This window comes from Sphingobacterium sp. IITKGP-BTPF85, assembly GCF_001006065.1.
GTDB lineage: Bacteria > Bacteroidota > Bacteroidia > Sphingobacteriales > Sphingobacteriaceae > Sphingobacterium > Sphingobacterium anhuiense.
The window spans coordinates 17,158-42,722 of sequence record NZ_ASZT02000035.1; the positions used below are offsets into that span (position 1 = coordinate 17,158).

Annotated in this window: 20 protein-coding genes and 4 pseudogenes; 11 read left to right on the forward strand and 13 right to left on the reverse strand. The window is 35.2% G+C overall.

The features are described from left to right. Positions 1-61: 61 nt before the first annotated feature. Positions 62-655 carry a porin family protein gene (locus L950_RS09300; protein ID WP_021191915.1) on the reverse strand — a complete coding sequence of 198 codons (594 nt, stop codon included), beginning with the start codon at positions 653-655 and terminating at the stop codon, positions 62-64. An 82-nt stretch (positions 656-737) separates the two neighbouring features. Between L950_RS09300 and L950_RS09305 the strand changes: the two genes are divergently transcribed. The 6 genes and pseudogenes from L950_RS09305 to pruA all read left to right on the forward strand — a co-directional run bounded on the left by L950_RS09305 (position 738) and on the right by pruA (position 4,936). Continuing rightward, positions 738-953 carry a hypothetical protein gene (locus tag L950_RS09305; RefSeq protein WP_031289379.1) on the forward strand — a complete coding sequence of 72 codons (216 nt, stop codon included), beginning with the start codon at positions 738-740 and terminating at the stop codon, positions 951-953. Beyond that, positions 953-1,291, forward strand: coding sequence for a tRNA-binding protein (locus tag L950_RS09310; protein WP_021191917.1), 339 nt, complete (start codon positions 953-955; stop codon positions 1,289-1,291). Before L950_RS09305 ends, L950_RS09310 begins: the two co-directional genes overlap by 1 nt. A 54-nt stretch (positions 1,292-1,345) precedes the next feature. After that, positions 1,346-1,758: pseudogene (locus L950_RS09315) on the forward strand (nucleoside deaminase). 100 nt (positions 1,759-1,858) lie between these two features. Then, positions 1,859-2,467 carry a superoxide dismutase gene (locus tag L950_RS09320; protein ID WP_021191919.1) on the forward strand — a complete coding sequence of 203 codons (609 nt, stop codon included), beginning with the start codon at positions 1,859-1,861 and terminating at the stop codon, positions 2,465-2,467. Positions 2,468-2,544: 77 nt separating this feature from the next. Beyond that, entirely contained in the window at positions 2,545-3,237 is a 693-nt protein-coding gene (msrA, locus tag L950_RS09325) for a peptide-methionine (S)-S-oxide reductase MsrA (RefSeq protein ID WP_021191920.1), read from the forward strand. Positions 3,238-3,299: 62 nt separating this feature from the next. Then, positions 3,300-4,936, forward strand: a pseudogene (gene pruA, locus L950_RS09330) (L-glutamate gamma-semialdehyde dehydrogenase). A 75-nt stretch (positions 4,937-5,011) separates the two neighbouring features. On the opposite strand, the gene L950_RS09335 reads toward pruA, so the two are convergent. The 6 genes from L950_RS09335 to L950_RS09355 all read right to left on the reverse strand — a co-directional run bounded on the left by L950_RS09335 (position 5,012) and on the right by L950_RS09355 (position 10,757). Beyond that, positions 5,012-5,752: a metallophosphoesterase family protein gene (locus tag L950_RS09335; RefSeq protein ID WP_052764376.1), complete on the reverse strand. Its 741-nt coding sequence runs from the start codon at positions 5,750-5,752 to the stop codon at positions 5,012-5,014. A gap of 29 nt (positions 5,753-5,781) precedes the next feature. Continuing rightward, the gene (locus tag L950_RS26285; RefSeq protein ID WP_052764377.1) at positions 5,782-6,192 is read right to left on the reverse strand and encodes a hypothetical protein; all 411 of its coding nucleotides are present in this window, start codon (positions 6,190-6,192) and stop codon (positions 5,782-5,784) included. Between the two features lie 107 nt (positions 6,193-6,299). Continuing rightward, positions 6,300-6,971, reverse strand: a complete 672-nt coding sequence (locus tag L950_RS09340; RefSeq protein ID WP_021191921.1) for an endonuclease/exonuclease/phosphatase family protein — start codon at positions 6,969-6,971, stop codon at positions 6,300-6,302. Positions 6,972-7,047: 76 nt separating this feature from the next. Beyond that, a complete protein-coding gene (recA, locus tag L950_RS09345) occupies positions 7,048-8,067 on the reverse strand; it encodes a recombinase RecA (RefSeq protein WP_021191922.1) in 1,020 nt (339 codons plus the stop codon). Between the two features lie 82 nt (positions 8,068-8,149). Beyond that, positions 8,150-8,818 carry an endonuclease III gene (gene nth / locus L950_RS09350; RefSeq protein WP_021191923.1) on the reverse strand — a complete coding sequence of 223 codons (669 nt, stop codon included), beginning with the start codon at positions 8,816-8,818 and terminating at the stop codon, positions 8,150-8,152. A gap of 307 nt (positions 8,819-9,125) precedes the next feature. Continuing rightward, positions 9,126-10,757, reverse strand: coding sequence for a S8 family serine peptidase (locus L950_RS09355; RefSeq protein ID WP_021191925.1), 1,632 nt, complete (start codon positions 10,755-10,757; stop codon positions 9,126-9,128). A 164-nt stretch (positions 10,758-10,921) separates the two neighbouring features. Between L950_RS09355 and L950_RS09360 the strand changes: the two genes are divergently transcribed. After that, positions 10,922-13,012, forward strand: coding sequence for a S9 family peptidase (locus tag L950_RS09360; RefSeq protein ID WP_231577024.1), 2,091 nt, complete (start codon positions 10,922-10,924; stop codon positions 13,010-13,012). Positions 13,013-13,089: 77 nt separating this feature from the next. On the opposite strand, the gene L950_RS09365 is transcribed toward L950_RS09360, so the two are convergent. Then, the gene (locus L950_RS09365; protein WP_031289381.1) at positions 13,090-13,338 is read right to left on the reverse strand and encodes a hypothetical protein; all 249 of its coding nucleotides are present in this window, start codon (positions 13,336-13,338) and stop codon (positions 13,090-13,092) included. 606 nt (positions 13,339-13,944) lie between these two features. On the opposite strand from L950_RS09365, the gene L950_RS09370 reads away from it, so the two are divergent. The 3 genes from L950_RS09370 to argC all read left to right on the forward strand — a co-directional run bounded on the left by L950_RS09370 (position 13,945) and on the right by argC (position 17,110). After that, positions 13,945-14,661, forward strand: coding sequence for an N-acetyltransferase (locus L950_RS09370; protein ID WP_021191927.1), 717 nt, complete (start codon positions 13,945-13,947; stop codon positions 14,659-14,661). A gap of 50 nt (positions 14,662-14,711) precedes the next feature. After that, the gene (argG, locus tag L950_RS09375) at positions 14,712-15,905 is read left to right on the forward strand and encodes an argininosuccinate synthase (RefSeq protein WP_031289383.1); all 1,194 of its coding nucleotides are present in this window, start codon (positions 14,712-14,714) and stop codon (positions 15,903-15,905) included. 191 nt (positions 15,906-16,096) lie between these two features. Continuing rightward, positions 16,097-17,110, forward strand: a complete 1,014-nt coding sequence (gene argC / locus L950_RS09380; RefSeq protein ID WP_021191929.1) for an N-acetyl-gamma-glutamyl-phosphate reductase — start codon at positions 16,097-16,099, stop codon at positions 17,108-17,110. Positions 17,111-17,180: 70 nt separating this feature from the next. On the opposite strand, the gene L950_RS09385 is transcribed toward argC, so the two are convergent. The 5 genes and pseudogenes from L950_RS09385 to hemA form a co-directional block, all read right to left on the reverse strand. Next, the gene (locus L950_RS09385; RefSeq protein ID WP_021191930.1) at positions 17,181-17,966 is read right to left on the reverse strand and encodes a hypothetical protein; all 786 of its coding nucleotides are present in this window, start codon (positions 17,964-17,966) and stop codon (positions 17,181-17,183) included. Positions 17,967-18,060: 94 nt separating this feature from the next. After that, on the reverse strand, positions 18,061-19,392 hold the full coding sequence (hemL, locus tag L950_RS09390) for a glutamate-1-semialdehyde 2,1-aminomutase (RefSeq protein ID WP_021191931.1): 1,332 nt from the start codon (positions 19,390-19,392) through the stop codon (positions 18,061-18,063). Positions 19,393-19,566: 174 nt separating this feature from the next. Continuing rightward, positions 19,567-20,537, reverse strand: a pseudogene (gene hemB / locus L950_RS09395) (porphobilinogen synthase). 50 nt (positions 20,538-20,587) lie between these two features. After that, positions 20,588-22,178, reverse strand: a pseudogene (gene hemC / locus L950_RS09400) (hydroxymethylbilane synthase). 130 nt (positions 22,179-22,308) lie between these two features. Next, positions 22,309-23,550, reverse strand: coding sequence for a glutamyl-tRNA reductase (gene hemA, locus L950_RS09405; protein ID WP_031289384.1), 1,242 nt, complete (start codon positions 23,548-23,550; stop codon positions 22,309-22,311). 1,112 nt (positions 23,551-24,662) lie between these two features. Between hemA and L950_RS09410 the strand changes: the two genes are divergently transcribed. After that, the coding region (locus L950_RS09410) for a TonB-dependent receptor (RefSeq protein WP_031289386.1) at positions 24,663-25,565 on the forward strand (903 nt) is incomplete at its 3' end.

A 25,565-nucleotide genomic window follows, 5' to 3' on the forward strand; every position in this document is an offset into this window, starting at 1 on the left:
CGCTATTGAAAAAGGCTCGCTATTTTTGATAACGAGCCTTTTATAATTTGATTGAAAAGTACTATAAACTAAATAAACGATAGCCTAATCCTACACTCCACATGTTAATTTTTGGATTTGCTTGACTGCTGTTGTTGATTTTGCTCAGTCCCATTTCATAACGTAGATCAACACGAAGACTTGAAACATCAGCACCCACCCCAAATGCCCAAGATGTACCGTTCTTTTTGTAGCTATTTGGATCTAATTCAGGAATCTTCGTATCTTGTTTGTCGTCTACTTTAAATGAAAATATTGGTCCAGTTTGGATTCTTGCTCCAATTGGTCCTAAACCAAATCGCTTACCCAAAAGAACAGGGATATCAACAGAAGTGAATTTTACATCTGTTGTCTGTCCGTTTTCAGCTTTAATAGTAGTATTTTTGCCTGTAATGTAAATCTCAGGTTGCACATGGAAACCTAAAACGCCAACACGTCCATACAGACCTGCTTGATATCCTGCTTTATTGTCTGAATTGAAATACTTGCCATCACTTTTAAATTTAGAAAAGTTTAAGGCACCTTTTAAACCAATTTCGACTCCAGGTAACAATTGCGCATTTGCAGTAGCAACACTGCCACAAATTAATAGTAATGCAGGTAAAATTTTCTTCATAACTTTTATTTTCTATATAAATTGTATCTTTAACTAAACTTCAACAAGTTTCTAAAATATCAGCAAATTTTATACCTAAAAGATGATGGAACTCAAAATAACAACATTTGATTGGATTACTGCAAAAGAAAAAATAAAAAGAAAGTACAATCATCTTAGCGATGCAGATTTAGTTTTCGAAGAAAATCAAGAAGAAAAATTGATTAATCATTTGATGATTAAACTACATCGTGATCGAGAATATGTTTTATTTACGCTCGCCAAGTCATTAAGTAATATAGAAAGTAATCGTTTATAATGGAAGAAATATCTTGGAATGACTTTGAAAAAGTAGATTTACGTGTTGGTACTATATTGAGTGCAAAAGATTTTCCAAAAGCAAGAAAACCAGCCTATCAATTATCTATAGATTTTGGAGATAAGTTAGGAGTAAAACAAAGTAGTGCTCAGATCACAGTGCATTATAGTAAAGAAGAATTAGTAGGTAAACAAATTGTTGCTATTGTTAATTTCCCCAAGAAGCAGATCGCAAATTTTTTCTCGGAATGTTTAGTTACCGGTTTTGCTGATGACAACGGGGATATCATTTTAACAACTGTAGAAAAAAAAGTGCCTAATGGTGCAAAATTAATGTAAAATGCGGTATATCGATTTTGAAGGAACATCTGTAGACAATGCTGACGATTTTTTATGCAGCAAGCATTGAAGGAAGCAAAATTAGCATTAGCCGCAGGGGAGGTGCCCATAGGAGCGGTAATTGTGCATAAAGGTAATATTATCGGTAGGGGGCATAATCTGACACAGCGTTTAAATGATGTAACAGCCCATGCGAGATGCAAGCCTTTACGGCAGCTGCAAATCATTTGGGAGGTAAATATTTGGTCGACTGCACACTTTATGTGACTGTAGAACCATGCGTAATGTGTGCAGGTGCTGCTTATTGGACACATATTAGCCGAATTGTATATGGAGCTCAAGACGAAAAAAGAGGTTATTCTCAATTTCATGATAAAATTTTACATCCCAAAACAATTGTAGAGCATGGTAAGTTGGGGGAAGAATGTGCTGAACTTGTTAAATCATTTTTTCGTCAAAAACGTTAAAAGCTTAGTGATTATTTAATCGCAAAACGAAACATAAAGGTATATTAAACGTTATATTTGCATAGAAACAATCTTTAAATAAACATAAAAAATAATAATTATGGCATTTGTATTAGAAGCGCTACCTTACGCGTCAGACGCATTAGAACCACATATTGATAAAGCTACTATGGAAATCCACCATGATAGACATCATCAAGCATATGTAGATAATTTAAATAAGGCAATTGCTGGAACAGAAGCTGAGAACTTATCTTTAGAAGATATCGTTAAAAATATCAGTAAATATCCTGCAGCAGTACGTAATAATGGTGGTGGTCACTATAACCACAAATTATTTTGGACAGTATTAGGTCCAAATGCTGGTGGTGAGCCAACTGGTGAATTGGCAACGGCAATCAATGAAACATTTGGTTCTTTTGCAGAATTGAAGACACAATTGCAAAATGCAGGAGCTACACGTTTTGGTTCTGGCTGGTCTTGGTTAATTGTAAATGCAGAAGGTAAATTACAAGTAACATCGACACCTAATCAAGATAATCCATTGATGGATGTGGCTGAAGTTAAAGGTACACCTATTTTAGGTATTGATGTTTGGGAACATGCATATTACTTAAAATTTCAAAATAAACGTCCTGCATATTTAGAAGAGATCTTCAATGTCATCAACTGGGATGCAGTAGCGAAAAATTATGCTGCCGCTAAATAGTTTTTAATTTTAGTAGCGAAACAAAAGCGGTAGAATGATAACATTTTACCGCTTTTTTTAATTTAAGGGTTATAGAGATGGTACATAAATATATCGCTATGCTTGTACTTTTGGCAACAAGTAATGCATTGTTATCCTGTCAATCTAATATTGCTAAAAAAGAACCGCAATCATTTGAACAGTTGCCAGATCATCAGAATGGTCTTGTAGATACTGCAACATTTGCAGCAGGTTGTTTTTGGTGTGTTGAAGCTCAATTTAAGACACTTGATGGTGTACAGCAAGTTATTTCAGGCTATGCTGGAGGAGAAACGAAGAATCCATCATATAGCCAAGTCAGTACAGGGAGTACAGGACATGCTGAAGTGATCAATGTTTTGTATGACCCCAAGAAAATAACATTCGATACCTTGTTAGAAGCTTTTTTTATCGCACATGATCCTACACAATTTAATAGGCAAGGTAATGATATCGGTACGCAATACCGCTCTGCAATTTTTGTTCATGATAAAGAACAATTAGAAAAAGTTAATTTTTATCTAAAAAAAATGAAAGAAGAACGGTTGTATGACCGTCCTATCGTGACAGAAATTAATCCATTTACTACTTTCGATAAAGCTGAAGATTATCATCAAAATTACTATGCTAATAATAAGGAAGATCGATATTGTCAATACGTGATTAAACCAAAATTGGAAAAGTTTAAACATATTTTACCAGTACTGTTAAAGACTAATCCAATAATTGGAACACGGATTAAAATCTTGTAAATTTATGTTGAATTCTATGAATTCATTGAAATTCAGCTTTTTGAAAATATAAAATTATTACTATGATAAAAGGATTTTTTAATGTACCGACACCTACAAATGAGCCAGTGTACTCATATGCTGTTGGAACAAAAGAACGCAAATTATTAAAAGCGGCAATTGATGAAGCTCGTGCTAAGCAAGTTGACGTACCTATGTATATAGGCGGAAAGGAAGTCCGTACTGATAATAAAGTATCTATCAATCCTCCACACGATCACCAACATGTTTTGGGACAATATAGTCAAGGTACTAAAAGTCATGTCACTGATGCCATTAATGCCGCCTTGGCTGCTAAAAGTGATTGGGAGAATTTGCCATGGGAAGACCGTGCAGCAATCTTTTTGAAAGCAGCAGAACTAGCATCGACCAAATATCGTTATAAGTTGAATGCTGCTACCATGTTAGCGCAGTCAAAAAACCCTTATCAGGCAGAAATTGATGCAGCTTGTGAGTTTACAGATTTCTTACGTTTCAACGTACAGTACATGACTGAAATCTATGCACAGCAACCACCAGTATCAGGAAAAGGTGTATGGAATCGCGTAGAGCAACGTCCTTTGGAAGGTTTTGTATTCGCTTTGACACCATTCAATTTTACAGCTATTGCTGGTAATTTACCATCATGTGTTGCTATGATGGGAAATGTTGTCGTATGGAAGCCATCTAATGCTCAGATTTATTCTGCGCAAGTGTTAATGGAGATTTTTATTGAAGCAGGTTTGCCGGCAGGTGTTATTAACTTAGTATATGTATCTGGACCGGACGCAGGTGATGTAATTTTCAAACATCCTGATTTTGCTGGTATCCACTTCACAGGTTCTACAGGAGTTTTCCAAGATATTTGGAAAACAATCGGTGAGAATATCCATCTTTACAAGACATATCCAAGAATAGTTGGTGAAACTGGAGGTAAAGATTTTATTTTAGTTCATCCAACAGCAGATTTGCAAGTAACTAATACAGCATTAGTCGCGGTGCATTTGAATATCAAGGACAAAAATGTTCAGCTGCTTCACGTGCTTATGTTCCTGCATCGATGTGGCCAGCATTGAAAGATGCTATGACTACAGATGTGAATTCATTCAAAATTGGAGGAACAGAAGATTTTACAAATTTCATCAATGCAGTTATTGATGAGAAATCATTTGATAAGATTTCAAAATATATTGATCGTGCAAAAGAATCTGCTGATGCTGAAGTTGTGATCGGTGGAACATATGATAAATCTAAAGGTTACTTCATTTCTCCAACTGTTATTGTGGCTAAAAAATCAGATTATGAAACAATGTCAGAAGAATTGTTCGGGCCAGTTTTGACAATTTTTGTTTATGAAGATGAGAAATGGGAAGAAACATTAGAAATCGTTGATAAAACCTCTATTTATGCTTTAACAGGATCAGTTATCGCTAAAGATCGCTATGCAATCGCACAGGCAACATATGCATTGCGTAATGCAGCAGGTAATTTCTATGTTAATGATAAGTGTACAGGTGCCGTAGTAGGGCAACAGCCATTCGGTGGTGCACGTGGTTCTGGTACAAATGATAAAGCCGGATCAATGATCAACTTATTGCGTTGGGTATCTCCACGTACGATTAAAGAAACCTTTAATCCAGATACAAACTATAAATATCCTTTCTTAGAAGAAGGTGAGTAATCAGAGCGATTATTAATTTTATAAAAAGGCGTTTACTATGTAAACGCCTTTTTTACGTGCAATAATTAGTAATAATTATGCCTTTTTAAGATGACCTAATACATCTCCATTATCTTTGATCATTTTTATATCTAACGATTTCTTATCACCGTTCACATCTATTATTGTACGTTCTCCAACCTTTGGACCGCCACCGATGAAGATCGTATAATTATGATCTTTGTCAGGCGGATAATACCCATATTTGTGTGTATGTCCTGTAATCATCGCATCAATTTTATACTTCTGAAATAATGGATGAAAGCATGAGCGGTTATGTAATGTTCCGTGCCAGTCATCAGAGTGAAAAATAGGAATGTGGCTGACAACAACGGTATGCTGAGAGGCCTTTCTTTCCTTCGATTGCAAAACTTTCTCTAACCAAATAGCCTGTTCTTTACGGTAATTGTCATAATCTACAGTTCCTCCATACACCTCATGTGTATCTGGTTTATCCTCCCCACTGTCTAATAGAATCCAGTAAATAGGGCCCAATTTGAAGGATTGATAAAATTTATTTTCAGGATAGCCAAATAACTTTTTGAAAAGACGAGAAAATGAACCCCTTGTTTCGTGATTACCGCGATTCATGATAAAAGGCCTGCTGGTTTCAAAAAATGAAAAGGGTTGAAGCAGTTTTTCTGTTATATCTTTTTGGTTTGTAACATAATGAAAAGAATCGCCATTTAGAATAGAAAAATCATATGCTTCTATATTATGGCTTGGAACTAAATCCTTATATGTATCTTTCGCTTCGTGTACATCATTATATATCAAACATCTAATTTTGTCCTGATCTTTTTCAGCTAATTTGGCAGAATGTTGGTTTTAATTTCCTCTCCGTAAACAATTTTATAAGCTTCAAATTTAAGAACTTCTTTAGCTACTATTCTATATTTAAAGACTCTAGGCGCTTCCTGTATAGTAAATTTAAATAAGTCAGTATTAGCCTCTAACATACCATCTTCGCTTTGATATATCTTGTCAATTACCTGGTTGTTGTCGTCTAAGATCTCCAACCATGCAAATGCAGGCCTGCTTAAAATGGAAAAGATACTTATACTCTTATTGATTTGATTTTGCAAATATGCTGGTACGATAAAATCAAATTTTTCGTTGTCGCTAAGTTCTTTTTTTTCCTCAGCCAAACCGATGCTTGGTAATGTTATGCCCGCTAAGGTTAAGGCCTCTATAAATTTTCTTCTATTGATACTCATGAGCTATTACTGGGCATTAATTTCAACATATACAGGTCGATGATCACTTGCATAAGTTTCAGATAAAACGCGATGATTTTTAAATTTAAACTGACTTCCTTTATTTATCATGATAAATCAATTTCACGATCAGGATTTACTTCAGGTATTGTAAATCCATTTTTGATTTGACTGCGTGTAAATATTTGCTCTAAATTACGGATTGGTTGTTCTGTAGGTGTTGCATTTAGATCACCAACTAGAATAACGAGGTTTTTATCATTCTTAAATTTGTCAATGATAAAAGCCGTTTGCGCAAGTCTATTTTCATTTTTCAAATCAAGGTGCGTATTAGCAAACTTGACTACTTTTCCTTTTATATTGATATGGATTATGCCTAAACTTCTCTTTTCACTTTCAATTGGTGATGGAAGTTCGAAACGTTCACTTTTAACAATCGGGTATTTCGAAAGGATCACAGTCCCATACTCACCCGTATCTAGATTAATTCCTTTAGAAAAGAAGTAGTGCATACCTGTGAGTTGAGCTAATTTCTTTGCCTGATCAATATTTTGGGATCGATCTAAGTTAACATCAATTTCTTGTAGACCAACTAGATCTGCATTTGTTTTTTTGATAATGGATGCGATAGTATCTAGATTGATAACGTCGGCACTTTCACTAGGAGGGTTAGCATGATGGATATTGTATGTTAATATCTTTAATTGTTGTGCCGAAAGTAGAAGCGAGCTGCAACATAAAATTGAAAGAATAAAATAAGAAAGAATATACTTTTTCATTAGCATAGGTTTTAGTAAATAAATATAGCCATTCTTTTGGAATGGCTATATTAAAAATCTATATGTAACGAAAAAATTAACCTTCTTCTAAAACGAGATTTGGATCTACGCCAGCAACTTCAGCTCTGATTTTTGCTTCTAGTTCATCCGCCAAATCCGGGTTGTCAAGTAATAATGATTTTACAGCATCACGACCTTGTCCCAATTTTGTCTCTCCATAGCTAAACCATGAACCAGCTTTCTTAATGATATTGTATTCAACACCTAAGTCGATGATTTCACCAACTTTTGAAATACCCTCTCCGAACATGATATCAAATTCGGCGATTCGGAATGGAGGAGCTACTTTATTCTTAACAATTTTTACTTTTATGCGGTTACCAGATACTTCATCAGAATCTTTGATCTGAGAAGTACGACGGATATCAAGACGTACAGATGCATAGAATTTTAATGCATTACCACCTGTCGTTGTTTCAGGGTTACCAAACATAACACCGATTTTTTCACGGAGCTGGTTGATGAAAATACAACAGCAGTTTGTTTTGGAAATTGTACCTGTTAATTTACGTAAAGCTTGAGACATTAAACGTGCTTGAAGTCCCATTTTGGAATCCCCCATCTCACCTTCAATTTCTGCTTTAGGTACTAAAGCAGCGACGGAGTCAATGACAATAATATCAATAGCTCCAGAGCGGATTAGATTATCAGCAATTTCTAAAGCCTGTTCGCCATTATCGGGTTGTGCAATTAATAAGTTTTCAACATCAACACCTAATTTCTGCGCATAGTATTTGTCAAAAGCATGTTCAGCATCAATAAAAGCAGCTATACCGCCTGATTTTTGAGCTTCAGCAATGATATGCGTTGCAAGGGTTGTTTTACCAGAAGACTCAGGACCGTAAATCTCAATGATACGACCTTTAGGAACGCCTCCGATACCTAATGCGATATCAAGACCTAAAGAACCTGTAGAGATTGATTCAATGGGATCAACAGTAGTATCTCCTAATTTCATAATGGCGCCTTTGCCATATGATTTCTCTAATTTATCTAATGTAAGCTGTAATGCTTTTAATTTATCTGGGTTGCTCATATTCTTAGTATTGTTAAGTCAAAAGTAAGGAATAGTTTTTAATTTGCAAAATATTTTTACTAAAAAAATTAGTCTACTGTTTTTAACTAACTTTTTCTTTGATTTCTTTCACTTGGTGCGTTTTTTCAAAATATTTACACATGTAAGTAATGGCACATTTGTCACATTGAGGTTTTCGGGCTAAGCAAATGTAGCGACCATGTAATATAAGCCAATGATGAGCAATAGCGATGGTTTCAACAGGCAGATATTTGACCAATTGTTTTTCCACAGCAAGTGGAGTTGTAGCTTTACTCGTGAGACCAAGCCGGTTACTAACGCGAAATACATGTGTATCAACAGCCATTGCAGGTTTATTGTAAACCACTGAAGAGATGACGTTTGCCGTTTTCCTGCCGACACCGGGTAGTTTTATCAAATCTTCAATTTTTTCAGGAACTGTAGAATCAAATACATCAACCAGCATTTTGGCCATTCCAACCAAATGTTTCGCTTTATTATTCGGATAGCTTACTGAACGGATATACGTGAATATTTCCTCAGCACTACTATTCGCCAAAGTTTCGGCAGTTGGAAATTGTTGGAAAAGTTTAGGGGTCACCAGATTGATTCGTTTATCTGTGCATTGTGCAGACAATATTACAGCGACCAATAATTCATAAGGATTACTATAATTTAATTCTGTTTGTGCATCTGGGCTATTTTTAGAAAAATATTCTACAAAAGCTTTATATCTATCTTTTTTCAACATATCTATCAAAGATAGTTAAGTTTTTAAAATATAGAAAAGGCTTAATCTCCCGACTAAGCCTTTTTGTTGACTACAGATTTTGAGTAATTCAAAATTCTATCAATACAGGAATCACTTGGATTCATCATGATTTTGGTAGCTGAAGTTTTAATTGTTGTTCCACATCCTCATCAGAGATTTTTACTTCTGTTTCGATGTTTTTAACTTCATTTTCTGTTGTAAAGTTTTCGACCATACGCAATCTTTGTTGTTACTGTTAAATTTATTAGTAAAACGTAAAACAAGATGCAAATATTATGTCAATATTTTATTTTTTCTTTTTAATGAGATATTCATTTGCTTTTTGCACAGCCATGTAAGCATTAACTATACCGCCTGAAATAGAAATATCAGCTAATTTGACTGTCTTATAAGAACCATCTTCCAGTTTAATTCGAACCGAATCATCTAACTTTGTAACAGAGTTCATGATAATATCTTTTGTCTCAAGAGCTGATAACTGCGGGTAGTAAGAACGTAACATACCAGCAAGACCGGCAACTACAGGTGCAGCCATACTTGTACCCTGTTCTTCTTTGTATTCAGAGTGTGGAGCAGTTGAATTGATATATAATCCTGGAGCAAATACATCCACGGAAGCTTTACCATAGTTTGAAAAACTTGCCAGCAGCTCATCATCTTTCCGAGGCCCTGTCGCACCAACAGTAATCCATGCATCTGCAACGCCTGTTATAGCACCTAAGCTATCTGTATAAAATTTATTCGGATAATTAGGTGAAATATCATTATCCTCACTGTCGTTACCTGCAGCATGAACAAGTAAAACATCTTTTGACATAGCATATTTTACTGCCTCATCTACCGTATTTTTATTATAAGCGTATCCTTTTCCGAAACTCATATTAATAACCTTAGCGCCATTATCAACAGCATAGCGGATGCCATTTGCGACATCTTTGTCACGCTCATCTCCATCTGGCACTAGGCGAACTGAAAGTATTTTTACATCGTTAGCGACCCCTTTAATGCCAATATTATTTTTGCGATCAGCTGCAATGATACCGGCTACGTGTGTTCCGTGAAGTGCATCAGGACCTGTAACATCCGAGTTTCCATAATGATATTCACGTGCATCATCGTAGTTATCACCAACAATAGAACGTGAATCATATTCTTTATTAAGATGATAGGCGACTTGATTTCCGAAGTAATTTGCGCCTTCAGTTAAATCATCATAAAACTTTTTAAATCCGCCAGCTTTCTCAATTTCTTCTTTCGCAATTCTAATTGCAATCTTTTGACGGTTGCCCGGAGGATTGAGACTATCTAGATCTGCTGTTGTTATCGCAGACTTATCCTTATTAATGCTTTTGATAAGATTATCTATGTTCTCTTTCAATGCAACATAATTTAGTGCACCATATTTTGCTTCATCCAATTTCTCATTATAGGCATCTACCATTTTTAAATAAGCATTGTAAGCACGTTTTTCTTGGTCGGTCATAACGGTCGAAGCCGTTACTCCATCATATTTTGGAGCATGTTTACGGATCAGTCTTGTTAATTCCAAATTATCAAAATGCACGTTTTCACCAGTTGCGTTACCAATGAAATTCCAGCCATATTTATCATTAATGAATCCATTTTTGTCGTTATCAACTCCATTCGAGATACTGTCTTTCAAATTAATCCAGACTATGTTTTTTAAATCCTCATGATTGACATCAACACCGCCATCCAGAACGGCTACAATAACGGGTGTAGATTTTTTACCTTTTAGTAAACTCTCGTAAGTTCTTTCTGTACTTATGCCCAGTACACCATCTTTTTCATAATCCAGATTAAACCAGTTTTCAGGCACACTTTTATTCTCCTGAGCGTAGCCCAAAATGGGGGTTAATCCAATAGCAAATACATACAGTAATCTTTTTAAATTCATCTTTTGATATTTTGATGTGGTTACGATCTGCAAATATAATGCTAGTATGATGCTTAAAATGTTAATTTTTACTAAATAATACTGATACATCCGTATTTTTACCTTTACATAATTCTGAATTCTTTGATTAATTCAGTCTTTTGATCATTACGAAAATTAGAAATATGATTATTTTAAGCGCTATAATAGGAACAGCACGAGCAGAGCAATATACTTCAGAACAATTAAATACAAAAGGTATTCAAGCTCCCTTAGCAGTGATTAAACCACATAAGAGAGACATTCACAACGATCAAGTGATCGATGATTATTATTGGATGAATGATTTCTTTAAGGAGGGGCCTGACGCTGAATTGGTAATTGATTATTTAAAAAAAGAAAATGATTATACGAATGCTGTGCTAAAGCCAACGGAAAAATTGCAGGAGCAATTGTTTCAGGAAATGAAAGCACGGATTAGAGAAAAAGATGAATCTGTTCCTTATCTTAAAAATGGATATTATTACTATACCCGTACAGAAGATGGGCAGCAGTATTTTAAGTTTTGTAGAAAAAAGGATGAGCTTAATGCGAGCGAAGAGATTCTGCTCGATATTGATGCCATGGCAGTAGGTTATGCGTATTACGCTGCTAAAGGGTTTTCGGTAAGCCCCGATAACAACTTAATGTCTTTTGGTGTCGACACCGTATCACGAAGAGAATATACCATTTTCATTAAAAATCTACTGACGGGTGAAATCTATAAAGACGAAATACCAAAAACATCAGGAAACTCTACTTGGGCTGAGGATAATAAAACGCTTTACTATACGGCAAAAAATCCAGTTACATTATTAAGTGAAAAAATTAATAGACATACATTAGGAACCCTTGTAGATGATGATGTAACCGTTTATGAAGAAATTGATAATACCAATTACATAGGTGTCGGAAAATCAAAGAATGGTGAATACATATTTATTGAATCAGAAGGAACGCTTTCATCAGAAGTTTTTTATCTGAAATCTGATGACCCAGCTGGAAATTTTCAGGTGTTTCAACCAAGAATGAAAAATGTGCTGTACCATGTTACAGCTTTGGAAGATCGCTTTCTCATTGTAACAAATGACGAAGCAAAAAATTTCAAGGTTATGCAGTGTCAGCTTGGTATGACTAGTAGAGAACATTGGAGAGCATTTATTCCACATCGAGAAGATGTATTAGTAAGTGAGGTAGATGAATTCAAAGACTATTTGGTCGTTACCGAAAGGAAAAAAGGATTGTCTCAAATAGCTATACACAACTTACAAAATGAAGAACAGTATTATCTTGATTTTGGAGAAGTAGCTTATACAGTTTATCCCAGTACTAATGTTGAATACGATACACAAAAATTACGTTTCGGCTATACCTCGCTTGTAACACCTTTATCGACTTATGAGTACGATATGGTGACTAGGGAAAAAATCTTATTGAAGCAACAAGAGGTTGTTGGGGGCTATGATACGCATGCATATAGTACGGAACGCATTTTTGCAAAAGCAAGTGATGGTACTGCTATTCCCATTTCTCTTGTCTATAAAAATGGTATTAAGAAAGATGGTTCGGCACCTTTGCTATTATATGCATATGGTTCGTATGGATACGCGATAGATCCTACATTTAATAGTGCTCGATTGAGTTTGTTAGATCGCGGTTTTGTATATGCAATAGCACATATCCGAGGAGGTGAGGAGATGGGGAGACAATGGTATGAAGAAGGTAAAATGATGAATAAGATCAATACATTTACAGATTTTATTTCTTGTGGTCATTATTTAATTGATCAGAAATTTACAAGCTTGGGACATCTTTATGCACAAGGAGGAAGTGCAGGTGGACTTTTAATGGGAGCGATAGCCAATATGGAACCAAATCTATGGAATGGTATTATTGCACAAGTTCCTTTTGTGGATGTCGTGAATACGATGTTGGACGAAGGCATTCCATTAACAACCAATGAATATGACGAATGGGGAAATCCTAATGAAAAGGAAGCTTACTATTATATGAAGAGCTATTCCCCATATGAAAATATAGAAGGAAAGGAATATCCAAATATATTAGTCACAACAGGATTGCACGATAGTCAGGTTCAATATTTTGAGCCGGCAAAGTGGGTCGCGAAATTAAGAAAGATGAAACTGATAATCATGTGTTACTGCTTAAAACGGATATGGAGTACGGTCATGGTGGGGCATCCGGACGATTTGACTATCTCAAAGATATTGCTTTAAACTATGCATTTCTATTTGCTTTAGAGCATATAGAGAAGTAAATCATAAATAATAAAAGCGCCTGAAAGGCGCTTTTATTATTTATGATTTAAACTATCGACTTTTTCATCATGTTCGATTTGTCTAGAATCAATTTGATGTTGTTGATAATTATCCATCGCAACCTTGCTCGCCTTTTGCGAAACATATATTGCGAGAACAGCAATTACTGTGATAAGTGCAATTCCCCAAGCATATTTTTGTTTATCTTGTTTAACTAACCAATACATAAAAATAAAGTAAGGGATCCCGAAAATGCAATAAAAAATGATACTAGGAGTGTCCATATGCTGTTGTGTACTAATGGCGAACTTTATAAGATCACCGATGAAGCACAAAATTATCTAATTTTAATGAGAATACTAAAAGTTTCTATTTCTTTATTTTTTTTAGTATTGATAGCAAGTTATTAATGATTCTAGACATTTGTTACCAGATTGGTTTTTTTATTCATCAGTTATTCATTGCAATAAAATGATTTAAGTGATTGATTTATAAGTTGTAAGTTGAGTGGTTTTAAGTTTTTGTGGTTTTTTGTCATTTTATAAAAAATGCGTACTATTATTGCAGAAAAGAAAAAAATTATTTTATACATTTGCAACGTCCTTTAAGAAGACGATAACTAGAAATGAAGAATAACAATACATTAAAATTCTCTTTGCTACATGCTTTTAAAAAGTTTGTTGGTAAGAGGTATTGTTCTTTTATTTTTAGGCAGATTCCAGTTCTTCGCTTTCGACGACCCATACTACCTCGGGCTTGATATGAGGTAGTGATCTTTCTTTTCAGTAATATCATCAGGTCCGATGATGTCGCTCCACGATTTTATTAATTGTTTTTTCATAACAAAACGCAATTTCGGTTGTTAGTTTTATTATTTGGGTCGTAAGTCAATGACTATTTCAGAATTTTTAATTATTCCCGCAAAACCTGAGCATGTTGCATATGCTGAGCAGATTTGCAATGAAATGTTCGAGTCTGCAAAAGCTCGAGGTACTGGTATTGCACGTCGCAAGCCAGAATATGTTGCTAATAAAATGATTGAGGGTAAAGCCGTTATTGCTTTACACAAGGATGGAAGATGGGCTGGGTTTGTCTATATTGAAACCTGGGGACATGGTGATTATGTTGCCAATTCTGGTTTAATTGTCAATCCTGAATTTCGTAAAGTAGGTTTAGCCAAAGCAATTAAAAAAAGAGTCTTCGATTTATCTCGCGAAAAGTATCCACATGCAAAGATTTTTGGTTTAACGACAGGTTTGGCGGTTATGAAAATTAATTCAGAACTAGGTTATGAACCTGTGACCTATTCCGAGCTCACACAAGATGAAGAATTTTGGAAAGGATGCCAAAGTTGTGTGAATTACGATATCCTATTAAGTAAGGATCGTAAAAACTGTATGTGTACAGCTATGCTTTGGGACCCTGTTGATAAGGAACGCGAATTGAAAGAAAAAATTCAGCGAAAAGCAGAAGCAAAAGAAAGATTAGAGCGTATTACGCAGAAACAATCGTTGTTGAAACGTATAGAAGCAAAATTATGGAAATCAGCAAAGAAGTTTGTTGCAGCTAATTTCCATAAGAGTAAAAAAGTAGTTAAGGAGTTTTAAGTTTTTTATATTTTTGTTTAAGTCTCATTCCGAGGTTTATCAATGAATTAATCCAAAAAGATGAAAAAGTAGTTTTAGCATTCAGTGGTGGGTTAGATACATCATTTTGTTGTATTTATCTAACACAAGATTTAGGTTTAGAAGTTCACTCAGTAGTAGTTAACACAGGAGGTTTTTCCGATGAGGAATTAAAACAGATTGAAGAGCGAGCTTATGCTTTAGGCGTAAAGTCGCATACAGCTATTGATGAAACAGAAGACTATTACCGCGAAACTATTAAATATTTGATTTTTGGTAATGTATTGAAAAATGCAACTTATCCATTATCAGTATCCGCTGAGCGAGTTTGTCAAGCGACCGCTATTGCCAATTATGCTAAGAAAATTGGAGCAGAATGTGTAGCGCATGGATCTACAGGTGCAGGCAATGATCAGGTACGTTTTGATATGATTTTTCATACCTTAATTCCAGGAGTGGAAATTATTACGCCAATCCGTGATTTGCAATTATCACGCGAAGATGAAATAGAATATTTAAATAAACATGGTGTTGAATATTCAGCTGAGAAAGCTAAATACTCGATTAATAAAGGTCTTTGGGGTACTTCAGTAGGAGGAGCAGAGACATTAACATCCAATCAGTATTTACCAGATTCCGCTTGGCCAACACCAGTAACTTCTACAGAACCTCAGCAGATTACGATTGATTTTGTAAAAGGTGAACCAACAGCATTGAATGGAAAAGCATTAGATGCGGTACGTGTAATTCAAGAATTACAAGCATTGGCACAACCTTATGGTATCGGTCGTGATATCCACGTAGGAGATACCATTATTGGTATTAAAGGCCGTGTAGGATTTGAGGCAGCTGCATCCGTTATTTTGATAAAAGCACACCATGCTTTAGAAAAACATACGTTGACTAAATGGCAATTATCTTGGAAGGATCAGATTGCAGGGTTTTATGGCAATTATATGCACGAAGGACAAATGCACGACCCTGTAATGCGTGATATCGAGGCATTTTTACAATCTACTCAGGAAACTGTAACAGGAAAAGTGATTATCGAGTTACACCCTTACCGCTTTGTCGTTATTGGTATCGAATCGGAATATGATTTAATGTCTAATAAATTTGGAACATACGGTGAAATGAACGCTGGATATACAGGTGACGATGTAAAAGGATTCTCTAAAATATTTGGTAATCAAACCATTATTTGGCATAAAGTTAACGGAAAGTAAGCATTATTGTAATTCGTTTAATTCGAATTCGGCACTTATTTCTTTGTTAAAATACAATGGATCCCATGCTCACCATTTGAGATAGGGATCCATTTTTTACATACATTGGACCGATAGATGTGTCCTTGGATATCTTAAATTAGTAGCCCATCCATCGCATCGTAGGACAATTAAAATCTAAATACTAAAAAATGATAAAAGTAGGAATAGTAGGGTCAGCAGGGTACACTGGAGGAGAATTATTACGCGTGTTGATTTATCATCCGGAAGTTGAAATTGTATTTGCCAATAGTGCCTCCAATGCAGGCAATAAAATCTATGAAGTACACAATGATCTATTTGGTGATACGGAATTAACATTCTCTTCAGATTTTCATTCAGATATAGATGTATTATTCTTATGTGTAGGTCACGGAGATGCTCGTAAGTTTTTGGATGAAAATCCAATTGATCCTTCTGTGAAGATAATTGATCTATCACAAGATTACCGTTTGAAAGCGAATACGGCGTACAACGGTAAGAATTTTGTATATGGTTTACCTGAACTGAATAGAGATAAAATTAAAACAGCTCACTATATTGCAAACCCGGGTTGCTTTGCAACAAATATCCAATTGGCTCTTTTGCCATTGGCAGATAAGGGTTTATTACCGAGTCAGATTCACGTGAATGCAACAACAGGATCTACAGGAGCAGGACAGAAACCAGGCGCGACTACACACTTCTCGTGGCGCAATAATAACCTATCCGCTTATAAATCTTTTGAACACCAGCATTTGCAGGAAATATCGGAATCTTTAGCACAATTGCAGGATGGATTCCTTCCTCAGTCAGATCAATCCTTACTAGAAAGAGCTGCCGAGAGAATCAATTTTGTTCCGCAACGAGGTGATTTTGCAAGAGGGATATTTTCAGTTATATACGTCGATTCAGATTTATCTGAAGAACAGGCTTATGAACTTTACGAAGCTTATTATGAAGGACATCCCTTTACCCATGTGAGTCGTAAAAATATTGATTTAAAACAAGTTGTTAATACAAATAAAAGTATTATTCATATAGAAAAACACGGTAACAAATTATTAATCTTGAATGCAACAGATAATTTGTTGAAAGGCGCATCAGGACAAGCCGTACAAAATATGAATTTAATGTTTGGTCTAGATGAAAGAGCAGGGTTAAATTTGAAGAGTGTAGGGTTTTAAACATAATATATTGTTCATAAAAAAGGCTTCAAGATTATTCTTGAAGCCTTTTTTATAATGCTATTAGCTTTTATTGTGCTAATAATTTGATATCTCTTTCTACAGAAACATTGTCACCAGTGATGGCATTACCATCCTTATCCACTAGTGTCAATTTTACCTTCACATCCCCTAAAGGTAAGCCCTTTATTTCATATGGGCCCCATTTATCCAATGTGAATTGTTTCCCATTCACATCCGCTAATACTTTATTGCCGTCAGCGGCTAAAGTTGTGTTGACCAAGAAAAAGTCTAACAATAATACTTTCGTATCTTCACCCTTATATTCACCTTTTGGACGGCTATAGAATAATGATGGAGCTGTAACTGCTGCATCTTGAACTACTTTTCCATCCTTGTCAATCTTAAATTTAACCAATTTAGAAGCCTCAGTTGTCTTAATTGATTCATGGTAGGAGCGAGATAAGAATGACATCAGATAATGCTCCGAATTCAGCGCTAAAGTAACCGTGTTTTCTGGTTTATATAGAGCTGCATAAGGTTTATTGTCTAATATAAAGTGAATGTGTTGACCATCATGAGAATTTGCCATATGATGCTCATGAGCAGTTTGTTCAGTAAGTTTAAAATTACTAACAGCATACTTTACAGTTACTTTTGCCGAATCCGTTCCAACCTTTTCAGATGTAATAGAGGCAATTTTCAAGTCAGCACCAGGAAATGCTTTCGAGTCCGAGACTGGTGTTACGGTTATTTCAGTACCAGCAACTGTATCAGTAGAAACAGTAGAATCCTGTCCCGTTGTTGTTTTAGTTGCGGTATTTTGACAAGAAGCTAATGTTCCTGTGATAGCCAAAACAGCAGCAACAGACTTAAGATATTTTTTTCATAATTATTATTGATTGATCATTCAATAAATATAAACAGATTATTTATGAAAAAGTTCACGATTACCCGAAAACTAAATCCAATGCCGCGAAAATATGTCTTTTAGCCGTAATTAAATCTTCATCTGTATGCGCATGCGAGATAAAGCCGACCTCATAACCAGAAGGGCCAAAGTATATACCACGATTCAGCAATTCACGATGCATCAATTTATATAATTCCATCGAATTTGGATCAATTTCGCTCGCTTTCAAAATCGCCTCTTGATCTGTAAAAGCAAACCAGAAGATCGAAGCAATCGTAAAGATTTTTACTTCATAATTCTTTTCTTCAATATAGTTTCGTATTTCAGAAACGAATGACTCCGTTTTTGCATTCAGGTTTTTATAGAAATCGGGCTGTGTTAAGACTTTACATGTGGCGATTCCGGCAGCCATTGCAACTGGATTACCTGATAATGTTCCCGCTTGGTAAACAGAACCATCAGGAGAAATACAGCTCATCAATTCTTTAGATGCCCCGTAAGCTCCAACCGGCATACCACCTCCGATAATTTTTCCATAGGTAATGATATCAGGTTGCACATCATAATAAGCGGCAGCACCTTCAAAACCTAATCGGAAACCAGTGATCACCTCATCAAAGATAAGTAAGGCTCCATTTTGTGTTGTTATCTCTCTTAAATAATGAATGTATTCTTTGGTCTGGAGTAAAAGACCATTATTGGCAGGAACCCCTTCAATAATAACAGCAGCAATCTGATCTTTAAATTGATCAAAAACTGCGGCCAACGCCTCTTTATCATTTAATGCAATGACAATGGTTTCATCAGCAAATGCTTTAGGAACGCCAGCAGAAGAAGTTTCACCAAAAGTAACCAATCCAGATCCTGCCTTTACCAAAAGAGAATCCGAATGTCCATGATAGCAACCCTCAAACTTAACAATCTTATCACGTTTCGTGTACCCTCTAGCCAAGCGGATAGCCGACATGACAGCTTCAGTACCTGAGCTTACAAAACGGATTTTTTCAATAAATCGATTGTTAGAAATAATCAATTCAGCCAGCTCATTTTCGAGAGCAGTAGGTGCTCCAAAACTTAAACCTTTGCTTAATTGTGCCATTACTGCCTCACGAATCTGATCGTTGTTATGACCTAAAATAAGTGGACCCCAAGAACAACAAAAATCGATAAACTCATTTTCATCCGCATCCCAGATATGAGCTTTATCTCCTCTTTCAATAAATAAAGGGGTGCCATAAACAGATTTAAAGGCACGTACTGGTGAATTTACGCCACCAGGAAAATATTGTTTCGCTTTTTCAAAAAGTTGTGCCGACTTCTCCCTAGAAATATCAGCAGTTTTCGTGTGAGCGCTATTTTGTTGTGTCATATTGATTATAATTTACAGGACAAAAGTATCCAATTATTTACTAAAATCTCTCATTTCAGTGTAAGGAATAGCATTATACAAAACACCATCTAGATGTTATCACGATGAGGACTTAGCTATAACAGATGAAGCCAAGGATTATCCTTGGGCTTCATCTGTTATTTAATAAGTTGTTTATTTAATCCAACCTTTTTCTATAGCTTCTTTAGCATGGTACGTTAAGATTGCAGTAGCACCTGCACGACGAAACTCATTAGAGTCTCCAATATAGCGGTTTCTTGTAACCAACCATTACCAATAGCAGCTTTGATCATAGCATATTCGCCGGAGACATTGTACGCAGCAATAGGCAAATCAAAATTATCATGTAATGATTTAATGATGTCCAAATAAGGAAGACCCGGTTTTACCATTAAAAAATCAGCACCTTCTTCCAGATCTAATTGCGCTTCGATTAATGCCTCTCTGCTGTTAGCATAACTCATTTGATAACTCTTTTTGTCACCTTTTTTAGGAGCAGAACCTAAAGCATCACGAAAAGGACCATAGAATGAAGAAGCATATTTTGCCGTGTAGGACATCAATGACACATTGGTGAAACCATTTTCATCTAGAATATTACGGATAAAACCAATACGGCCATCCATCATATCCGAAGGAGCGATAATATCCGCACCAGCATGCGCATGTGCTAAAGCCATTTTACCCAGAACAACTAAAGTCTCATCATTTAGGATTTCTCCATTCTCTACAATACCATCATGTCCATCCGAACTATAAGGGTCCATAGCAACATCAGTAATGACACAAGCTTCAGGGAAATTTTTCTTGACCTCTTCGATTGCTTGAAGATATAGCGTACCTTTTCTGTAGCTTTCAGTTGCGAATTTATCTTTCAAAGATTCTTCGACAGCAGGAAATAAATCAAATGAATTTAATCCAAGTTTTAAACAGCTTTCAATTTCACGCAATAAGTTGTCAATCGAATAACGAAAGATACCTGGCATAGATGAAATTTCAGTTTTTTGATTTTGACCTTCTACAATAAAGAGTGGAAAGATCAAATTAGCGGTACTTAAGTGGTTTTCTTGAATCATATCGCGAATCACAGCAGATTTACGATTTCTTCTCGGACGTTGTAACATGTTATATGTATTAAAAAAGATTGGAAGAATGTTAAATCCTTCCAATCGTATTATGATTTATAGTCTAATCCAAAAATGGCCTCAGCTAAGCCAATTTCATCTGGTGAATAAGGCAGCGTATAGGAAAGACCCATTTCATCAAAAATAGCAGCCGTAGAGCGTCCAATACAGATCACCTGTTGCTCAGGTTCAATTAAGTTATTCACAAAATAAGCCTCAGCATTGCTCGGGCTTGTAAATATTAAGACCTCAGCACTTGTTGCATTGACATTATCCTCAAGCACAGTTTCATATACAGGCATATTGATCACCTTGGTTTCTGGACTAAGCGCTTTTTGAATTGTTTCCAAAGAACCTTTTGCTCGAGGAATTAAAACCGTACCACCATTTGCCAGTGCTGCAAAGTTAGCCCCGATTTCTTCCATGTTAATTCCGGACTGCTCGCCAGAAAAATCAGCAACACGGTCAAATTGCGCAAAGTCTCCTCAGATCCACGTCCAACTACTGCAATTTTAGTCTTTTTACTTAGTCGTGGCTCCAAGCTAAAGAAATGTTCAATTCCATTTTTACTGCCGAAGAAAATCCAGTCCACATGCTTTAAAATAAACGGATCCAATTTATTTATTATTGGAAATATTTTGATTAAAGAGCGTGCATCAGCTTGAATATTATGCTTTGCAAAGAAGCGGGATAAATAAGAATGTTCATCCAGATCCCGGCTTATAAAGACAGATTTTGGTAATACCCGATCTTTCGCATACTTAGAGAAAATTATTTCAGGTAATAGTGCCGGATCAGTTCCTTTCACATAAAAACGGTCAGGAAAATCATCACTGGTATCTGCGATAGAAGTCCATGCTTCGTACGTATCACCCACTTTACGGCAATAAGCACCAAGAGGAGCATGACAGCCAGCGTCAAATAGATTCAATACTTTACGTTCAACGGCGATGGTCTTCTGTACCTCCTCATTATTAATTGGCTGAAGAGCTTGAAATAATTCTGTGTCAATTTCGCGGATCTGAATAGCCAGTACACCTTGAGCAGGAGCAGGAACTAGTTCAACAGGAGGAATTTCCTCAATATGGAAATCCGAGATGTCCATATCGATTCTCGAAATACCAGCCTTTGCTAACATGATGGCATCATACTGCTCATCACGAAGTTTCTGCATACGGGTCTGTAAATTACCCCGTAAATCTGTAAATTCAAGATCAGGTCTTATAGAAGAAGTTGTGCTTTACGTCTGTTAGATGATGTACCCACAGTGGCATTATGTTTTAAAGAAAGACGTTTCTTAATATCTACACAATCTTTATGAATAATTAATAGTTCTGCAGGGTTTTCACGTTCAGATACTGCGGCAATGATTAATCCAGGAGGATTCACAGTAGGTAAATCTTTATGAGAGTGAACAGCTAGATCAATGGTTCCCAAAAGTAATTCTTCTTCCAATTCTTTGGTAAAAAAACCTTTTCCTTCGAGTTTATCTAAACGGAGATGTTGAATGATATCACCTTGAGTTTTGATGATTTTTAATTCAGATTCAATGCCAATTTCAGCCAGCCGATCTTTGATGAAGTTTGCTTGCCATAACGCAAGTGCACTTCCACGAGTACCAATGATAAGTTTTCTATTCACAATCTATATACTTTACCTTATTTTAATAATTAAGATAGGCAAAAATAAATAAATAGTATTGATTTGTTGACACGTTACTGTCAGAATAAATCCAAATGCAGTGTGAAAAAGAGTTTTAAGTCGCTCTTAATTAATTAACACCATTTTCGTTTACTTTGACTAAAATCTCTTTAGCCATTACCATAGGAACTTTGATGTATTTTTTTTCCATGTAATTAATAATCTTTTCCAATACATCACGCGCTTCCGGATCTAAGGCCTGAACCTCCGACGCAAAAACTTCATTTAATGCAAAAGATTTGATTTCTTTAATTTTTTGTGGAACCTGACGCATTGCAACTTCAACACGTCGTTGTTTAATGATAGGTAAAAATTCTTGAATATTGTCTGAAATAATCTTTTCAGCATTAGACAGTTCACTATAACGTTCTTCAATATTTTTGTTGGCAATCGCTTGTAGGGAACTAACCTCAATATAGTGCACCGCATTATTGGCTAAAACTTCAGCATCAATATCATTTGGAATGGCAAGATCAATAATGATTTTCTTATCCATTTCTCCATTTAATAAAGATTGATATAGGGAATTATCAATGATGGCCGTTGTAGCACCTGTACAGGTAATGAGAATATCAAATCCACCTTTATAGTTGATCAATTCCGATAAAGGATAGGCTTCAGCATTGAGTTCAGTAGCTAATTTCTGCGCATTTTCAACCGTACGGTTAAAAATTACAAAATTGCTGGATTGTTTTTTCTGAAAATACTTTGCTAAATTTTGATTGGTTTCCCCAGATCCGATAATCAGAATTCTTGGATTCTCAACAGATTTAATTTCTTTTAATTTGCGGTATGCTAAAGAAACAACAGAAATTGGGTTTCTGGATATTTTAGTGTGGGTGTAGACCTCTTTTGCTGTTTTTACCAGACGGTCCATTAGCATGCGTAGGAAGTCACCGGTAAATCCAGCCTCTCGACATCTTTCGTATGCCCGACGGACCTGTGCTAAGATCTCCTTCTCACCAACAACTAAACTTTCAAGAGAACATGACATACGAAGAAGATGATTTAACGCATCCATACCCTCATATTTGTTCACCTGACCTAAATAACATTGCAATCTTTCCTGAGGGACACAGAAATTGAGTTTCTCCATAAATTGCGCAATGAATTCATTCGTTAAGTCATGAGCACCATAAAACACAAATTCAACACGGTTACAAGTTCCAATATAGAATACTTCAGGAATATCCATGTTATGTTTTAGATTCATTAGTCTACTTTCTAACTCCTCATTACAAATAACTAGATTACCTAAATCTTTAAGTTCTACGTGTTTATGTGTGAATGCTAATACCTTAAGATTCTTCAAAGCAATACCCTCGATTAATTTTAACTCTGCAAATGTAGTTTAAAAGCTTTTGCTATATGTCAAAAATCTGTCAAACAGATGAATTTAGAATGATTACAAATAGTGTTAAATTAATGTTAAATTGGTGATTTGCATAGTGTTGGGAATCAACTGAATAAATTATGTGAGCTGTATTATTATTTCTCATTTACGAATGTGAACGATATCAAAATAAATAACTTATAAACTTTAAGAATTGAAAAATCCACAGATAGATGCTGCAAATATTTTATTTATACCCTAATAACTGAGTGATGATATTTTGTTGATTTTTTTTGTTCTAATGAACCATATAAAAGATAATAAGAATTCTGGTAGTAAACTTAGCGGTATATTTTCTTGGAAAAGTGAAAAATATCATTTCATTCCTAGATTCTCTCTTGATATTTTTAAAATAGTTTACAAAACCATCCATACAGCATTAATATGTTTGACCATTAAATCGTAGCTTCAAAATTGTAATTAACTAAATCTAGTGCTAAAAACGTTTTAGTAATGAATACATGGTAGATTTTGCTTTTTTAGCTAAAACACTGATTATAAAATGAAAGGATATTTATTATATTTTTAATTATGTTACACATAAAGAGGGTGGTGAAAAATGCAATCGATTGCTCATTTTACGCAAACGGTTTCGTTCATAAGGAATATGGAATAACAATATTATTATTATATTATTGTTACATACTAACAATTATTAGCTGCCAAAACGGACGCATATTTATCATTAACCGATTTATAAAAATCATAATAATACCAATTTTAAATTTTAAAAAAACCAAATGAAATCAAATGAAAAGAGTACCTAGATTTATTAATTCGTAAAAATTTAGCAAAAGTTAAGAAGTCTCTATCGTAATTGACTTTATGACTGTAAATAATCAATTGCCCGTATAATTTAATTAATAGTGTTTTGTTTAGCACTTATAGGTGATTTTATTTTTAGTTATATATTTTTAGGTAAAAAACATCCGTTTTTCTTCCTGGCTTTTCTATGCATTTTATCTTGAGGAATTCATCTTGAGAACGATTTATGTTGAATAATTTTATCAAAACTTAAATTAAATTAAATAATGGTTAAAAATTACACAAGCGTTTCTTTTGCTTTGTTTTTAGCTGTTGTTGGATCACAATCTTTACATGCTAACCAAAAATACTTGAAATTACCGACCAATAAGTCCAGTGTTTTAAGAGATACAAGTAAAGGTGAGTTTTCCAGCAATAATTTTGAAACAGATACGATTGGCCAGATGATGAAGGCCATGCAGAAATTTAAGACGATTCGGGATACCATTAACATCCGATCGGTCATTCCTGTTCCTAACCTTTCATTACAACAGATCGTCAAAGGAAATCTTCTTGGTGTCTATGTTCAAGAACCAAATGGTGAGCCAGGCACGGAGCAGAGTATGATTGTACAAGGTGCTTCTGGTGTCCTGTTTTCTAAAAGGGATGTCTATGCTTTGCAACCTGCCATATATCTCAATGGGGTGCCCATGGTACAAGAAAACCCCTTTGCATTTGACGTACAAAAATACGATTACAACCGCATCGGTCCTGCTACTAATTTATTTTCGCAAATTGATATTAGTAATATTGAATCCATTGCAGTTATTAAGGATCCTTTTGAACTTGCTAAATTGGGTCCAAATGCAGTAAATGGGGCTATTTATGTCACGACTAAAAAAGCAAAGTCAGGCTTAAGAGAAATTAGCTTAAATTCTTATTTTGGATATGTTACTGCACCCAAAGTGTATACTGTAAATGGTGTTTATGAGAATAATTTTAGAAAACCATTTTACGAAAAATATGGCAACCAAGAGCGGTATGATAATTATGCCAGCTATTTAAGAGATTCAACTAATACAGCTTATTTTGGTCCCTCAAACTGGAATGACAAATATTATAAAAATACCCCGACCTACTCTGCTGATTTAGGGATTACAGGAGGAAACGATCGTGCAAGTTTCCGATTT

What these genes read in the sequence shown, in the direction of transcription:
- L950_RS09300 (WP_021191915.1), bottom strand. Translation starts at nt 655, where the DNA reads ATGAAGAAAATTTTACCTGCATTACTATTAATTTGTGGCAGTGTTGCT.
- L950_RS09305 (WP_031289379.1), top strand. Translation starts at nt 738, where the DNA reads ATGATGGAACTCAAAATAACAACATTTGATTGGATTACTGCAAAAGAA.
- L950_RS09310 (WP_021191917.1), top strand. Translation starts at nt 953, where the DNA reads ATGGAAGAAATATCTTGGAATGACTTTGAAAAAGTAGATTTACGTGTT.
- L950_RS09320 (WP_021191919.1), top strand. Translation starts at nt 1,859, where the DNA reads ATGGCATTTGTATTAGAAGCGCTACCTTACGCGTCAGACGCATTAGAA.
- msrA (WP_021191920.1), top strand. Translation starts at nt 2,545, where the DNA reads ATGGTACATAAATATATCGCTATGCTTGTACTTTTGGCAACAAGTAAT.
- L950_RS26285 (WP_052764377.1), bottom strand. Translation starts at nt 6,192, where the DNA reads ATGAGTATCAATAGAAGAAAATTTATAGAGGCCTTAACCTTAGCGGGC.
- L950_RS09340 (WP_021191921.1), bottom strand. Translation starts at nt 6,971, where the DNA reads ATGAAAAAGTATATTCTTTCTTATTTTATTCTTTCAATTTTATGTTGC.
- recA (WP_021191922.1), bottom strand. Translation starts at nt 8,067, where the DNA reads ATGAGCAACCCAGATAAATTAAAAGCATTACAGCTTACATTAGATAAA.
- nth (WP_021191923.1), bottom strand. Translation starts at nt 8,818, where the DNA reads ATGTTGAAAAAAGATAGATATAAAGCTTTTGTAGAATATTTTTCTAAA.
- L950_RS09355 (WP_021191925.1), bottom strand. Translation starts at nt 10,757, where the DNA reads ATGAATTTAAAAAGATTACTGTATGTATTTGCTATTGGATTAACCCCC.
- L950_RS09360 (WP_231577024.1), top strand. Translation starts at nt 10,922, where the DNA reads ATGATTATTTTAAGCGCTATAATAGGAACAGCACGAGCAGAGCAATAT.
- L950_RS09365 (WP_031289381.1), bottom strand. Translation starts at nt 13,338, where the DNA reads ATGGACACTCCTAGTATCATTTTTTATTGCATTTTCGGGATCCCTTAC.
- L950_RS09370 (WP_021191927.1), top strand. Translation starts at nt 13,945, where the DNA reads ATGACTATTTCAGAATTTTTAATTATTCCCGCAAAACCTGAGCATGTT.
- argC (WP_021191929.1), top strand. Translation starts at nt 16,097, where the DNA reads ATGATAAAAGTAGGAATAGTAGGGTCAGCAGGGTACACTGGAGGAGAA.
- hemL (WP_021191931.1), bottom strand. Translation starts at nt 19,392, where the DNA reads ATGACACAACAAAATAGCGCTCACACGAAAACTGCTGATATTTCTAGG.